The following is a 14887-nucleotide window of genomic DNA, read 5'->3' as shown; positions in this document are numbered from 1 at the left end:
GTTGAGCGCGTGCCATGCTCACTCATCACCACGCAGAGACGACTCTGACTCGGCCTCCGCGAACCGCTGGCGCAGCCGCGAAGGCCGCCCGTTTCGGACAGCCACTGGTGTCGGGTTCTCATGCGTGATCAGACGAGCGGTTGGGACTGCGTCGTAGCTCTCCGCCGGCTCGCCGTCGTCAGCGTCGGCCTGGTTGGCCACGACCCCGACCACGCGCGCCTGAAGCGTGTCGAGCTTGCGGATGGCGGCGACGACGGCCCCTTCGCGGGCGCGCCCGCTCTGGACCACGAGAATGACGCCGTCGACGATCCCGGCCAGAATCGCTGCATCCGCCACCTGTTCAAGCGGTGGCGCATCGAGCAGGATCAAGTCCGCCGTCGCTCGCAGCTCGGTCAGGAGCTGACGCATCCGCTCCGAGCCGAGCAGTTCCGGCGGATACGACGGCTCGGGGCCGCTGGTCAGTACCTGGATCCGAGGGATGGTGGTCGTCTGGAGCGCGTCAGCCACCGATGCCTCGTCGCGCAGCACGCTGGTGAGCCCACAGTGGTTCGACAACCCGAAGAACTGGTGCTGTCGCGGCGAGCGCAGGTCGGCGTCGATGATGATCACGCGGCGGTTCGCCCCGGCGAGTACGAAGGCGAGATTGGCCGTCACGGTGGAACGCCCCTCGCCGCGTTGGGAGCTGGTGATCACGATCGTCTTGAGCGGTTGCCGTGCGCTCTGATAAAGCAGATTGGTCCGCAGCCAGCGGAACGCTTCGAGCAGGCGAGCGTTAGCAGAGACCAACAAGATGCGGGCACGTCGCCCGGAACGCGGGATCACCGCGAGGATCGGTACGCGTGCCGCGCGACGGATGGCCCCAGTCGTGTAGAGCCGATCGTCCAGATTCTCGAAGAGGAACGCGAGCCCGATGGCACCGACGAGCCCGGCGCCGAGACCAAGGGCCAGGTTCAGCAACTGGTTCGGCGAGCTCGGGCTCTCCGGTGGTACGGCCGGGTCCGCCAGAACGATCGTGTCGCGGCGAGTCGCCTCGGTCACTCGAGCGCGGTCATATTGTGTCTGCAGGGAGCTGTATTCCTGCTGCCGCAGGTCGAGCTCGATCCGCGCGGAAGCGACATCGTTCGGGTCCGCCTGTGGATCCGATGCCAGCGACTCGTACTTGAGCCGTGCATCGAGCAGGGCCTGCTGGGCCGCCGCGAAATCCTCTCCCAGTGCCTGGGCGGACTCTGGGTTCGACTGCTGGGCGGTTTCCACCTGAGCGGCCAGTGCCGCGGTGGCGGCGTTGGCGATCGCGGCAGCCATGGCCGGGTCGCGGTGGGAGGCGCTGACATGCAGGAGTTCCGAGTTCGCCGGGGCGGTCCCGGAGATTTCCGGCAGCGTATTGAGATTCAGTTCTTTCGCCACCTGCTCGCGCACGGAGTGACTGGTGACGAGCGTCAGATAGGTGTTGAGCAGGCGGTCCGTATAGGTGGGATCCCGAATCACGTAGTCGATCGAGCCCGACGTGACCGAGACCCGAGCCGTCGCAGTCGCGACGTAGACAGGCGCGATGATCCGGTTTGCGGCGACCGCGACTCCCAATGCTGTCAGAACCGTGAGGAGAACGATCCACTTCCGGCGGCACAGGATGGCCGCGTAGGCGCGTAGTTCCATTCCACCACTCTCGTCTAGGGAAGCTGCCGCGCGATACTCCGTCGGTCTCCGTCGAGGTTGGGGCAGCTCCCAGACTGTGACCGTCCCTGTCGCGCCCATTCGGTTCACCGGCCTACCTCGCGCGGTGAGCGCCGGTGAGGGTGACGTGGCCGCTGCGGCGGAGTGCAGCGTACGTCCGCGCCGAATGGACCGTTGGGCGGGGGACAGTGACCCGCGCAGCTCCAGTCGCGCGCTACGTGCTGATCGGGTCGGCGTCGTGACTTCTCCACCGACCGACGCAACTCCCGACCATCGACCGGAGTTTCCGTATGTCAGTATGGTCTGGGCCGATTAACAGGGACCCTTACGTTGTGCGTGGAGTCGATAACAGTAATGTTACTGAGGGTTAGCGGCAGGGAACTCATTAGAGCCGCGTTCAGACATGGCGAACTCCGCGCGGAACCGCACGGTGGTCCGAGCTCGTGCGGCCCTGGGTGGAAGGGGAACCGGCTAGGCGTAGCGGTAGACGAGGGCCCCTGCACGCGCCGCGACTGGGAGTGGCATGCGGCGCCACGCCGGCTTCGCCAACTGCCGAAGCTTACTTCCGCGTGATGGGCCACTGGTGCCGGCCTGCGTCGTCGACGGACGACGTTCCACGTAGCGATACATCGGCCGTGGCTGTCCGCCCCACTTGCGCTTGTACCGTGCCAGACCGCTCTCCGGATGGGCGTCGCCGAGGTCGATGCGACGATATCCCGCGTCCCAGCTCGAATGGACGATGTGCCATTGGATCAGGTCGTGACCGTGAAGCTGCCTCGAGATGGGGCTGCGGGCGAGGTACTCGCCAAGAACGGTCTGCGAATTGAGCAGCAGAATCTCGCCCCCGATGAGTTCCGTCCCGTTTCCTCTCGGCTGGTCGACCACGAGGAGCTGCAGCATTCCTTCCGGGCGCAGGTAGTGCCAGGCTGCATCAAACAGGCGGAAGGGGAGAGGCGGGGATTCTTTCTCTTGCATCGTTCCCACGTACAGGCGATACCACGCGACCAGGTCCTCGAAGCGCTCGGCTTCTCGCAGCCGCAAGCCATATTCATGTGCCTTTTTCACCCCGCGTTTGATGACGCTGTGCTTGCCGGCAGCCCCAACCCGGAGCGGCTCCGTGCGCTCCGGAAGATCGATCACGTAGGTCGGGATGCCCTCGACCCTGGAGAGAACGGTGCCTCCCGGATCGAGGTCCGGCACCATCGAGTGAAGTACCAGCCGGTGGGCGGGCGGTTCCTGGGCCAGCCTGATCGCCGCCTGGATCAGGGCCTCGGCCGCTTCGGCACTGGTGGTGAGCGGACCGGCCACGGCCGTGCAGGGGAGTGACCAGAGCTGGCGGCCGCGTATCAGGCCGCGGCGGTAGACCAGCGGCAGCACCCCATGCAGTCTGCCCTGGTCGTCTTCGCAGGCGAGATGAGCAGGGGGGTAGCCGAAGGTGTCGGCCAGGGTGGCGAGCCAGGCGGGGTGGTGGAAGGCCAGCCCGTCCGGATGTGCCGATACGAATGCCGCCCAGCGGGGGTCCGCCGTGGGGTCGACGAGATTGACGCGGAGTCCGCCGGAACGATGTTCGGTTCGCGGGACTGATTCAGTTGCCATACCATCCAACCCCTCACTGTCTCCCGTCCGGTGCCGCCGCTGGGTGATGCTCACAGGTAGTGCGTGACCACCGACCCGATCCATGCTGTCGCGGCGAGTGGCACGCGGCGCCAGCCCGCCTGACCCAGCCGCCCCATCCGCTGCTGGAGCGAGGTGGGGCTGGGGAGCCGGGCGTTCTGCGGGCTCGCGGGGTAGAAGTAGCGGTAGACAGGATGTGGCACGCCGCCCCACTTCCGCTTGTAACGCGCCAAGCCCTCTTGACCGGTCGGCACGTTTCCCAGGTCGAAGGAACGACAACCCGCCTCCCACGCGATGTGGAGCGACTCCCAGTACAGGAGATCGTGGAGGTGGAGCGTGCTCGTGCCGTCACGCTGACCGATACCCTCGCCGACCGCCGTCTGCGATACCAGGACGGTGATCGCTCCGCCGACCAACTCGGATGAGCCTCCCGATCGCTGTTCGATTAGAATGAGTCGCAGGAATCCCCGCGGGTGCAGGTGGTGCCAGGCAGCTTCGAAGAAACGGAACGGGTTGGGGGGCGACATCTTTTGGCGCATGCCTGCGAGGTAGAGCCGGTACCATGCATGCAGGTCGTCGATGCTCTTACCCTCCCGTGCCCGGAGACCGTATTCCGTGGCCTTCCTCACCCCGCGCCGGATGTCCTGGTGGTATCCAGGGGCGCCGATCCGTAATGGGCCTGTGCGGTCCGGCAGCGGAATCACGTACGTCGGGTACCATTCCACCCGCTGCAAGGTCGGAGCGCGCTGATTGAGGTCCGGACCCAGCGTCTTGAACTGCAGGCGCTGCCCTACCTCGCGTTCGGCTAACTCGACTGCCGCCTGCACCAGGGCGGTGGCAGCCGCATCGCTGGTAGCCAGTGGGCCGGCCAGCGGCGTGTGCGGGAGTGACCACAGCGCCTTCCCGCGAAGCCACCCATGGCGGTACACGAGCGGCAGGAAGCCGTGCAGGTTCCCCTGGTCGTCCTCGCAGGCCAACGCGACCGCGCGGTATCCGTATGTGTCGACCAATGTTTGGAGCCACGCCGGGTGGTGAAAGGGAAGACCGTCTGGGTGGGACTCAACGAATGAGGCCACTCGCGAGTCGGCCGTGTGGTCGACCAGTGTGACCCGCAATTGTTCCCGTATGAGGGGTGTTTCCAGGCGGTAGTCGATGCTCATGATGTCCAGCCCTTCACCACTCTCGCACACTACAGGTACTGATGGATCCAGCGACCGAGGGGCCTCGTCGCCGCGAGCGGCACTCGTCGCCAGCATGCAGCGGCAAGCCCGGCCTGTCCCTGAGTGCGTGAGCGCGGCCTAGACAGGCGGGTGCCCCAGTCGGAGGGCGGGTAGAAGTAGCGATAGAGCGGGCGTGGGCGGGCGCCCCATACCTCCTTGAACTGTCGGAGGCCAGTCTGGTCGGGAGCAACACTGCCCAGGTCGTAGCGTCGATAACCGGCCTCCCATGCTTGGTAAATCGCCTGGCCGAGGATCATATCGCTCGGGTGGTACTGGCGGGCGTCCAGGCGGTCGGCGGTGTACTGATCGGTCACCGTGGTGGTCCCATGGAGCACGACGGCGCCGGCAAGGAGCTCCGTGCGTCCACCCGCAACCCGCTCCGCCAGGAGCAGGCGGAGCAACCCCTGCGACCGCATGTGGGTCCAGGCCGCCTCGAAGAGTGTGAGCGGGAGAGGCGGGTGGCCCAGGCGGCGGAGCGTCCGGACGTAGAGGTCGTACCACGCGTGGACGTCGCTGACACGATCGGCGTCGCGCACCTGGACCCCGGCGCGGACCGCCTTGGCGATTCCCCGGCGCCGGGACTTGGAAAATCGAGGGGCCTCCGACCGATCTGACAGGTCGATGACGTAGTTCGGATACCAGTCGACGCGCAGGAACGACACATCGCGGACGGTCAGATCCGGCAGGTCGGAATGAAGCTGTAGGCGCTGCCCGGCGGCCTGCTCGGCCAGGTCCACCGCGGCATGCACCAAGGCCCCTAAGGCCGCCCGGCTCCGGGCCAGGGGGCCGGCGAGGGGTGTGTACGGCAACGACCACAGTTGACGGCCGCGGAGCAGTCCGCGTCGGTACACGAGCGGCAGCACTCCGTGCACCGTGCCGCGCTCGTCCTCGCAGGCGAGGTGAAAGGGTGCGAAGCCGAAGGTGTCGGCCAGCGTGGCAAGCCACGCAGGATGGTGGAATGCCAGCCCGTCCGGGTGGGACGTCACGAACTCGGCCCACCGGGGATCGGTGGTCGGATCGACGAGCCTCACCCGAAGCGATCGTGCCCTGACAGGGCTGTGCTCAATGACCGGTTGCATCCACAATCTCCTTCCCCAACCCCGGGGCGACGTTGCAGCGGCCTCGCCCAATGGAATGAGCGCGCCCGTTTGACCGGAGCGGGGTCCACGCGGGTAACGCGGTCCCCTGGACCGCAGACAACCCCCTGACTCACAGGTATTGGTAGATCCACTCTCCGAGCTGCTGTGTGACCGCGAGGGGCAGGATCCGCCACGTAGCTTGCGCGGCAGCCCGTACTCGCCCTCGGGACGCGACGACGTCCATGACGACGTCCTTGGGAGCGGGGTAGAAGTAGCGGTAGAGAGGCCGCGGCTCCGCGCCCCACTTCAACTTGTAGCGCGCCAAACCGTCGTCTCCTGGTTCCACTTCGCCCAGGTCGAACCGATGGTGTCCTCGCTCCCAGGCGGTGTGGATGGCCGTCCATTGGATCAGATCGTTCGGCCGCAGGGAGAGTGCGTCCTGACGATAGCCGGTGAAGGCGAACAACGTTGTCCGAGCACAGGCAAAGTAGACGCATCCACCGAGCATCTGCGTACCGTTCGACGTGGGGAGCTCGGCCAGGAGGACCGACATCAGCCCCAGTGGTCTGAGCCGCTCCCAGGCCACGGTGAAGAAGCGGAACGACCGCGGAGGCACGCCGAGGCGACGCATGGTCGTGAGGTACAGGTGATACCAGTCGCGCAGCTCGTCGCGCGTTTGCACCTCCCGCGTGACCACCCCATTCTTGAGCGCCTTCTTGACCGCCCGTTTGATCCGCTCGCGATGCCGAGCCGAACTGAAGGCGGGTGGCTGCGGCGGACTGGGCAGGTCCACGATGTAGGTTGGATCCCACTGGACCGGCACCAGCCCGGGGATGTCGGTGCTCAGGTCCGGCGCGTCCGCCTTGATCAGGAGCCCCTGGTGTCCGTCGGCTCCGGCACGTTCCACCGCGGCGCGGAGGAGGGCGGCCGTCGCTGCGCGGCTGGTTGTCAACGGACCACACACTGGAGTGTGCGGCAGGGAAACCAGGCGCCGTCCGCTGAGCAGCCCTCGCTGCGAGAACAGCGGCAAGACGCCGTGCAGGTTCCCGGCTGCGTCTTCGCAGGCGAGATGAGCCGGTCGGTAGCCATACGTCTCTGCGATCACTTGTGACCAGGCCGGGTGATGATACAGATGGCCTTCGGGATGGGCAGTCACGAATTCCGCCCACCGCCGGTCCGTCTCGGCGTCGATCTCCACGACGCGGAGCCGTGTTGCCGGATCGTTGTCCGCTTTCATCCCTTGCGCGGCGGACCCGTACTGCCCCTCCGCGCTGGCTATCGCGACATCATCCCACGCAGGGTGGTTACTCGACACGGGATTCCTCCAATTCCACGCTGCGCGAGACGTCGACCGTTTGAAGTCCCCTCCTGTCGAGGGTGCAGAGGATCGACTCCCCAGCGGTGACGTGGTCGCCTGGCCGGACGTTCACGCGCAGCCCCTCGACCGCCGGCAGCACCAGGTCGACCTGCGAGCCGAGCCGGATCACACCGATGCGCTGTCCCAAGGCGACGTCCTGGCCCTCTCTGACGAACGAGGCGATCTGGCGAACCAGACGCGACGCGATTTGCACGACGGCAATCTGGAGGTTGCCGTTCTCGATGACCGTCGTGACGCGCTCGTTGGCGAAGATCATGTGCGGATCCCGCAGCGAGCCGAAGAGACCGGGGAAGCGTTGCAGCGACACGATGCGGCCCGCGATCGGCGCGCGGTTCACGTGCACGTCCAGGAAGCTCATGCCGATGCCGATGACGATGGCGTGTTGCATCTGGAGCGGGGTTCCTGTCAGTTCTCGCAGGGTGTAGCTCCGGCCCTGTTTGGTGGCGATCGGCAGTTCGCCGTTCGACGACCGGTGGATGTAGAGGACCGTTCCGTCGGCCGGGCTCACAATGACATCGTCGCGGTTGGGGGCCACGCGCTCCGGGTCGCGGTAGAAACGGTAGGCGAGCACGGAGAAGGCCCCGGTGAGCGTCGACGCCGTGGTGAGCACGGTGCGAACGCGTCCATTGAGCGCGAGGACATTGCCCAGCGCGGTCACGAGGGCGGCCGACACGGTCGCCAGTACGGTGACGGCCGCCGCGGTGCGGCGCATGCCGAGCTGCCACTTCCAGGCCAATGCGAGCGCGGTGCCGAGGGCAGCGAGGCCTCCGGCCACGAGGTGGTAGATCATGTTCTAGAACCCCCGCTTGATGGCTTCGTACGGGATCAACGCGAGTTCGAAGATCCCGGGAAGGGGATCCTCGCGTGCGAAGACCGACTCGATGTGGATGCCGCGCAGCGAGCGCAGATACGAGCGCAAGGAGAGCGTCCCGTCCTTGATCTCGACGGCACCGGTCGGCAAGTCGGTCACCAGCCGGATCCATCGGATCCCCGGTTGGGCCCGGCAGGGCTCGACCGGGAGTCCAACCTGATCGGCGTACAGGAGGTACGGGAAGTCGACGCCTGCCCGTTGCCCCAGGGTGTGGTAGCCCCAGGCGCGTGCGTTGATGTCGAGGAGCTTGTACTGCCCGTCGCGCGGGTCGAGCTTATACTCCATCTCCACGAGCCCGTAGAAGTTGACGTGGCGTAGAAAGCGTTCGGACAACTCCTCGAGGAGTGGGATATCGACCGTCTCGGCCAGGGTGCTTGCCCGGCCGAACTCCGGCGGGTGCTGGCGCCGGCGCTGGGCGACCATACTGCCGATCGCCTGTCCATCCTTGTAGAAGGCACAGTAGGCGAATTGGTGGCGCCCGTCTCCCGGTATGAGTTCCTGCACCATCGCTTCGCCGGGCCCGACCAGCGCCGCGGCCTGCTGGAACTTCTCGCGCAGCTCCTCGCGCGTGTCCGCGCGCCAGGCTTTAGCCTTCGTCGCGTAGATGAAGTGCTCCTTGATGGCCGGCTTGATCGCGACCGGCAGCTCGACGTTCAGCTCATCGAGCTCCGCAACGTCCCGAGGGCACCAGGTGCGCGGTGCCGGGATGCCGAGCTGGCCGGCCATCTCGTAGGTCCGGCGCTTGTCCCAGATCCACTGCACACTTTCCCAGCCCGGGCTCGGCACGCGGTACTGGGCGCTGAGCTGGTCGCGGTAGCGTGCGAACGCGGCGACGTTCTCGTCGCGCGTCGGGTAGAGGATCCAGCCGTCCAGCCCAAGTCGCCGTCCGACGTCGAGCACCGTCTCGACCGCACGCTGCTCGTCGAGGAGGTCGGGGACGCGGACGTGGTGCGTGGTGTACCGGGAGACCCGGCTGACGGAGATTTCGTCGTCGATGACGCACACCGGGATGCCTCGACGCCCGAGGCTCCGGACAATGCCGAGCCCGGGGAAGTTGCCGCCGACCACGACGGCACCGACCGTCTCGGTGTTCGGTCGTCCAGCAGATCGGTTCCGGCGTGGCTCGGTGTACGCTGGATTATCCGCCGCCTGTCGTTCGACGGTGCTCGCAACGCCCCGTTCCGCTGCTGTTTGGTCCAACCTGGTGCGCTCGGTCACTCCCTGCTCGCCCTTCCAACCTGTTCGTCGCGTCCGAGACGTCTGCCAAGCCACCTGCGCTAGTGGCGGTCGCTGGCAGCCAACTGCCGCCGGGATGCAGCCCGTGTAAAATCGCGGCGATCCCCGAGCAGCGCGTCGTGCTCGCGGCTGTAATACGTGGCGAGCGATTCGTCCTGCGGCCGCGGGGTGATGCGGTCGGCGAGCGGCATCGTCTGCTGGAAGAGCGTCCAGCCGTACTCCAGTGCACGGAGGTAGACGTCTTGGACTTCGTCAAACTCGGGATAAATTGAGTACTCCACCTGAGCAATGATCGGCCCGTCGTCGATTCCCGACGTGATCTCGTGGATGGTCACGCCGTGCTTCCGTTCGCCGTTCTTCAAAGCCCAGTTGATGGGCGACACTCCCCGGTACCGCGGGAGCGGGCCGTTGTGGAGATTCCAAATCCGCTCGCACTTGGCGATGAACCACGGGCGGATGATGTGCCCGTAGAAGACGGACATCGCCAGGTCGACGCGCCAGGACTCGTCGTGAACCCCCTCGATGTCGCGGTAGTGGCCTGAGGCCACGACGGGCACGCCGTGCTCGCGCGCCCACTCGGTCAACGAGTCGGTCCAGGTCGGCTCGGGAATCACCGGGACGACCTGTGTCAGGTGGTAGTCGGGACTCCGATAGAACCAGTCGGCGATCCGAATCGCCAGCGTACCCTTCCCGAGCACGATGACGGTTCGCGGTCGACCGGCTTGCGTGTTCATGGCCCTGTTGGACACTGGTCCTCCCCTTCGGCTCTTGCATGGGTCGAGAGGGAACAACGGTTCTGAGCACCTGTACACCGGGGGTGCCGGTGCTGTGAGTGCTGACCGTCTACTACCCAGTGAGCCTAGTTGGGACGGATGAACTCTGGCTTACCCGACACAGCCAACAACCTAACATTCTTGGAACACTGTCAAGAACGCAGACGCTGCCGCGTCCATACAGGGGGTGAGGAGCGCCCAGAGGGTGCGGATTCGACGCAATAGCACACTGTCCCGAGTCGCCTGGTGGACGAGCGAGGCCGACCGGTGGGTGGAGCATGTCGGCGTGGTCGCGCTTCCGGGCTAGTGGCGTCGTTTGGCGTCTAGTCGTCAGATGCCTCGTGTTAACCTCGATCCCCGAGCTCGCCGGCCTCTCCGGCCGGATGAAGGCGAACATCGCCTCGGATCGTAGGTTCGGGGCTGTGCGCACTCCTGACGGCCGGTAGCAGCGCTCCCGTCAGCGACCTTGGTGCGCGGGCGGTCACCGTGGCGCCGCTCCTGTCACATATGGGTTTAGACTTGTGCCGACGCCCGGTCCCAGCCGCCGGGGCTTGCCACCGAAAACCCCGGGGCGCCGGATCAGATGTGCACGCCGGTTGGCGCACGCTCGGCGCATTCGTCCCGTCAAGACGGGTGCGGCGATAGCGCCCGCGGTCACCGGGAGTACCACCAGCACGATGGGGGAGTGTTGCGAGCACTCGGTGTGCCACGAATGCTGAACGGAGTCTCAGCCACCGCCTCCGTCAATGGCCCCCGCAGAAGAGGGCGCGATCTCTTGCCGGAGAGGCGGCGGGCCGTCATCCCCCTTGCCGAGCCGGCTACTCAACGGAAACACGCCACGAAGTGGAGTGGTGCGCCGCTCAGTGAATCCGCGGGGTCGTGTGCGGTGGCCAGCAACACGATGCCACGGCACCCACGGTGTCGATTTCGTCCGAGGCCGATCGACTATCTAATGAGACCGCTAACTTCAGTGGCGACGGTACTGCCGGAGCCTAGCGATTCGGAGCGGAGCATGGCGCAGTCAATCACCCCGTGCCTGTGGTTCAACGGTCAGGCAGAGGAAGCCACGAACTTCTACGTGTCGGTGTTTCCCAACTCCGAGGTGCTCGAGGTCACCCGGTACACCGAGGTGGGGCCGGGCGAGCCGGGTTCCGTCGTGACAATCTTGTTCAGGATCAACGGCCAGGAGTTCCTGGCGCTCAACGGCGGGCCGGAGTTCACGTTCAACGAGGCTGTTTCGTTCATTATCGACTGTGCATCGCAGGAAGAGGTCGACTACTACTGGGAGAAGCTAACCGCGGATGGCGGCGAGCCGGGTCCTTGTGGCTGGTTGAAGGACAAGTTCGGGGTGTCCTGGCAGGTCGTCCCGTCGATCCTGAACGAGTACCTCCAGGATAAGGACCGCGAGCGGGCGAACCGCGTGATGTCGACGATGCTCAAGATGTCGAAGCTCGACATCGCCGAGCTTCAGCGCGCCTACGAGGGCCGATAGGCAAGGGGCCGCGTAGGGTCCACCCGCCGCACGGCTCGTTCACCGCACGCGCCGAGGGCAGGGCCGCACAGTCCGAGACCGCCCGTGATCGGACAGGCCATTGCGGCCTCGTTCGGCGGCACGCGAGGGACGGCAGGCGGTTCCGGCTGCTTCCAGACAACAAGACGGCGACCCATCCGGGTCGCCGTCTCTGGGTTCTTGCGGCGGGAGCGACGGGATTCGAACCCGCGATCTCAGCCTTGACAGGGCTGCATGTTAGGCCACTACACCACGCCCCCACGCCGTTGGCCCATACTCTACCATGTTTTTCCCCGTCGTGCCCGCGCCTGTCGGGCATGGAGCGCCACAGAGCGAGCCGACGGTGCCGCCTCTGGTCCGAGCGCCTGGCTCGACCACACGTCGCGGCAAACAACACAGCGACCCGCGTGGGTCGCCGTGCGAGATGCTGTCTGGCGGAAGCGACGGGATTCGAACCCGCGATCTCAGCCTTGACAGGGCTGCATGTTAGGCCACTACACCACGCCTCCAAGCCAACCGGCGGGAATGGTACCACGGCTCTCCCGGGGGTGTCAAGAGAAATCGCCGTCCTGGCGCGGGAACGCGGGACCAGCACGACCCAGTACGTACGTTGCGGACGCTCACGACGCAGCGGTCCGGGTTCGTCCGAGGAGGGCGAGGACGATGTTCGCCTCCTGTCGTCCGACTGCCCCGGAGACGACCAGCGCGCCCGCATAGGCGACGCAGGCTGCGATGGTTGCCGGGATCGCCCCGAGGCGCCAGGTGAGGAGAAGCACGGCACCCATCGCAACGGAGGCAAGTGCCGGCCGGAACGCAATGTCGGACCAGTTGAGCCGCCCGACGTAACGCCGCACCGCGACCCCGAGCGTGCCGAAGATGACGACTTCGGTAGCAACGGTCACCGCCGCCGCCCCGTAGATCCCGTACCGCGGCACCAGCAGGAGGTTGGCTCCCAGGTTGAACACCACCGCAGCGGCGAAGGCCCCGGTGATCGACCGCTGGCGGTCCACCGCGATCAGGACGTATTGGGTTACGCCATTGACATAACTTAACGGCAGGAACCAGATGAGGACGCGCAGCGCGCTGGCGGAGTCGGGGAGGAACTCAGCGCCGCCGAGGATGTCGATCAGGAGCGGCGCCAGCGCGACCGTGCCGAGCGTCATCGGCCAGGCGATGATCAGCATGAACTTGATCGCGAGCCGGTAGCTGTCGATCAGTCGCGTCTGATCGGACGTGGCGTAGCGCGACAAGATCGGGAAGACGGCGAGGGTGAAGTAGGTCGGAACCAGGAGGACCGTGTTGATGAACTTGTAGGCGGCGTCATAGACACCGAGCGCGTGGTCGCCGCGGGTCGCCTGGATGATGAACACGTCGGCCCGGAAGAACAGGTTTACCAGGAGCGAGTTCAACAAGAGCGGCCAGGAGAGCGTGATCAACCAGCGCGCTTCGGTTCGGGTGAGCCGCCACTCAGGCCGCACACCGAGGTGTCGCAGCGCAACGTGGTAGGCGAGCGTGGACACGGTGGTCGTCACCAACGCCACGAGCGCAAGGCCGACGACACCGAAGCCTGCTACCAAGGCCGCCAGCCCGAGGCAGAAGCGGAAGAGGTTTGTGGCGACATTGAGGGCGGCGGGCAGCTCCATTCGCTCATGGGCGTTGAAGATTGAGTTGATCGCCTCGGTGTAACTGCCGGGGACGAGCGAGAGGGTCAGCAGGCCGATGGCGACGGCGCTCGCGCGCGAGAGGTCGAACAGGTGCGTGCCCCCGACGGTGTAGGTGGCAACCGGGGGAACCAAGGCGACCAGCACGACGATACGGAGTAGTGTGCTGGCCCCAAGCAGGCGCCCGGCACGATCGGGTTCACGCGCCGCTTCGCGCGTGACCAGAACGCTGAGGCCGAAGTCAGAGATCGTCTTGAGGTACAGCCACGCCACGACCGCGACCGCGTACTGCCCATTGGCCGTGGCACCGAGGAGGCGGAGCACGAAGGCCGCGAAGACCAGGTCCACCGCGCGGTTGGCGAGCTGCCCGACAATCGGGGCGGCGCTGTTCTTGGCTAATCGCTGCACGGTGTTTCCGGAGATGCGGTCGATGCCGGGGATGCCGACCCGCGCGAGCGCGAAGAGCAGGGTCGCAAAGAGGGCGGCACCCGCCAGGAGTGCCGCCGAGGTATAGGGCCAGTCTACGAGCGCGTCGGTCATCGTGCGGCGTAGATCTCCTGTTGCCTACCGGCCGGACGAAACGCGGTAGACGATGGCGAGCGCGACCGTTGCCATCATGCAGGCGAGCAGCAGGTAGGCGATGACGGCGATCAAGATGATGGATCGACTCGCGCTGCTGCTTGGGCGGCGCGGCTCAGACGGCGCCGGCTCGTTGTTGGGCGGTTCGGGCAACTGCTCGTTCACCGCTCTGCCCTCACTCGTCGGTACAGCGCCAGGTGCGCATCGGCGGCAGCCTCCCAGGTGAACTGTGCCGCCCGCTCGCGGCCGCGGCGCACGAGCTCATCGCGCAAGGCGTCATCTTCCAGCACGCGACACATCTGTTCCGCAAGCTTGTCCGCGTCGCCCGCCGGTACCAGCAGGGCGGCATCGCCCGCGACCTCGGCAAGGGCACCGTGGTCGCTAGTAATCACCGCAGCCCCGCTCGCCATCGCCTCGACCACGGGGAGGCCGAACCCCTCATACCACGAAGGATAGACGAGCGCGGTGCTCCCGGCGTAGAGGCCGGGGAGCAGCCGGTCGTCGATGCGAGAAAGTAGGCGGACCGGTAGTTTGCGCGCGGCCGCGTCGATGTCAGCCACGATGGGATCGGCCAGCCAGCCATGCCGCCCGACGATGAGTAACGACACCTCGGGATGGGCCGCATACACCTTCTCGAATGCCGTGAGGATTGTGCGATGGTTCTTCCGTGGCTCGATGGTGCCGACCGTGAGGAAGTACGGGCGCCGAACTTCGAGCTGGGCATGGACGCGATGGATTTCATCGGGTGCCGGAGGCTGGAAGCGAGGATCCACCCCGTTGGGGATGACGGTGATGCGCTCGCGCGGCGCGCTGTAGTGCTCGACCAGGTCGGCCGCGGTCGTCTCTGAGACTGCAATGATCCCCGCGGCTCGCTCGAGTGCGCGGGGCACCGCCTGCATCAGGTAACGGCGGAGGGCAGGGTGAGCGTATTCGGGTGTGACGATGTAGCTGAGATCGTGGATCGTGACGACCGCCGGCGCGCTGGTCGGCGGGATGACGAAGTCGGGGCCGTGGACGACGTCGACGGAGCCGATCAGGTGCTCAAGCCGGACCGGGGCGTGGAGCCGGTGCCACGCGCCCGTTAGCACGCGCTCCGGCAGGGGCACCCTCCGGAGCTGCACACGACCGTTATCCCACGAAGGCGGATCTTCCGGCTCGGCATCCCGCGCATACCACAGAACCAGTTCTTCGTCATCCCCGAGGCGCTGCGCGACGGCGCTGACGAGGCTCCGCGTGTAGCGTCCGATTCCCGCTCCCTGCCGGATGGCAGGGGTATAGTCAATCGCGATCCTCAT

The 14887-nt window shown here is 66.4% G+C and carries 12 protein-coding genes and 2 tRNA genes; 1 reads left to right on the top strand and 13 read right to left on the bottom strand.

From position 1 onward, the window contains the following. Positions 1 to 18: 18 nt before the first annotated feature. The 8 genes from IRZ30_RS00510 to IRZ30_RS00475 all read right to left on the bottom strand — a co-directional run bounded on the left by IRZ30_RS00510 (position 19) and on the right by IRZ30_RS00475 (position 9818). Positions 19 to 1653, bottom strand: a complete 1635-nt coding sequence (locus IRZ30_RS00510) for a polysaccharide biosynthesis tyrosine autokinase (RefSeq protein ID WP_294081800.1) — start codon at positions 1651 to 1653, stop codon at positions 19 to 21. Between the two features lie 489 nt (positions 1654 to 2142). Continuing rightward, positions 2143 to 3321 (bottom strand): GNAT family N-acetyltransferase, encoded by a 1179-nt coding sequence (locus tag IRZ30_RS00505; protein WP_294081799.1) that lies wholly within the window; start codon positions 3319 to 3321, stop codon positions 2143 to 2145. Then, positions 3318 to 4445, bottom strand: a complete 1128-nt coding sequence (locus IRZ30_RS00500; RefSeq protein WP_294081797.1) for a GNAT family N-acetyltransferase — start codon at positions 4443 to 4445, stop codon at positions 3318 to 3320. Before IRZ30_RS00500 ends, IRZ30_RS00505 begins: the two co-directional genes overlap by 4 nt. Positions 4446 to 4474: 29 nt before the next feature. Continuing rightward, the gene (locus tag IRZ30_RS00495) at positions 4475 to 5584 is read right to left on the bottom strand and encodes a GNAT family N-acetyltransferase (RefSeq protein ID WP_294081796.1); all 1110 of its coding nucleotides are present in this window, start codon (positions 5582 to 5584) and stop codon (positions 4475 to 4477) included. A gap of 130 nt (positions 5585 to 5714) precedes the next feature. Further along, positions 5715 to 6536 carry a GNAT family N-acetyltransferase gene (locus tag IRZ30_RS00490; protein WP_294081794.1) on the bottom strand — a complete coding sequence of 274 codons (822 nt, stop codon included), beginning with the start codon at positions 6534 to 6536 and terminating at the stop codon, positions 5715 to 5717. Between the two features lie 352 nt (positions 6537 to 6888). Then, complete coding sequence (locus IRZ30_RS00485; protein ID WP_294081792.1) at positions 6889 to 7752, bottom strand: phosphatidylserine decarboxylase; 864 nt, start codon at positions 7750 to 7752, stop codon at positions 6889 to 6891. 3 nt (positions 7753 to 7755) lie between these two features. Then, positions 7756 to 9033, bottom strand: coding sequence for an ATP-grasp domain-containing protein (locus IRZ30_RS00480; RefSeq protein ID WP_294081790.1), 1278 nt, complete (start codon positions 9031 to 9033; stop codon positions 7756 to 7758). A gap of 77 nt (positions 9034 to 9110) precedes the next feature. Further along, entirely contained in the window at positions 9111 to 9818 is a 708-nt protein-coding gene (locus tag IRZ30_RS00475) for a formyltransferase family protein (RefSeq protein WP_294081788.1), read from the bottom strand. 1036 nt (positions 9819 to 10854) lie between these two features. Here IRZ30_RS00475 and IRZ30_RS00470 point away from each other — a divergent pair. Further along, positions 10855 to 11334 (top strand): VOC family protein, encoded by a 480-nt coding sequence (locus IRZ30_RS00470; RefSeq protein WP_294081786.1) that lies wholly within the window; start codon positions 10855 to 10857, stop codon positions 11332 to 11334. A gap of 204 nt (positions 11335 to 11538) precedes the next feature. Here the strand turns inward: IRZ30_RS00470 and IRZ30_RS00465 are convergent. The 5 genes from IRZ30_RS00465 to IRZ30_RS00445 form a co-directional block, all read right to left on the bottom strand. After that, a tRNA-Asp gene (locus IRZ30_RS00465) sits at positions 11539 to 11612 on the bottom strand. Positions 11613 to 11784: 172 nt separating this feature from the next. After that, a tRNA-Asp gene (locus tag IRZ30_RS00460) sits at positions 11785 to 11861 on the bottom strand. Positions 11862 to 11972: 111 nt separating this feature from the next. After that, positions 11973 to 13553 (bottom strand): flippase, encoded by a 1581-nt coding sequence (locus IRZ30_RS00455; protein WP_294081784.1) that lies wholly within the window; start codon positions 13551 to 13553, stop codon positions 11973 to 11975. A gap of 24 nt (positions 13554 to 13577) precedes the next feature. Next, positions 13578 to 13757, bottom strand: coding sequence for a hypothetical protein (locus tag IRZ30_RS00450; protein WP_294081782.1), 180 nt, complete (start codon positions 13755 to 13757; stop codon positions 13578 to 13580). Continuing rightward, positions 13754 to 14887, bottom strand: coding sequence for a glycosyltransferase family 1 protein (locus IRZ30_RS00445; protein ID WP_294081780.1), 1134 nt, complete (start codon positions 14885 to 14887; stop codon positions 13754 to 13756). Before IRZ30_RS00445 ends, IRZ30_RS00450 begins: the two co-directional genes overlap by 4 nt.

The sequence above is a fragment of the Sphaerobacter sp. genome (assembly GCF_019683595.1).
GTDB lineage: Bacteria > Chloroflexota > Chloroflexia > Thermomicrobiales > Thermomicrobiaceae > Sphaerobacter.
Note: the sequence above shows the minus strand (reverse complement) of the source record. Positions and strands in the feature narration are given on the sequence as shown.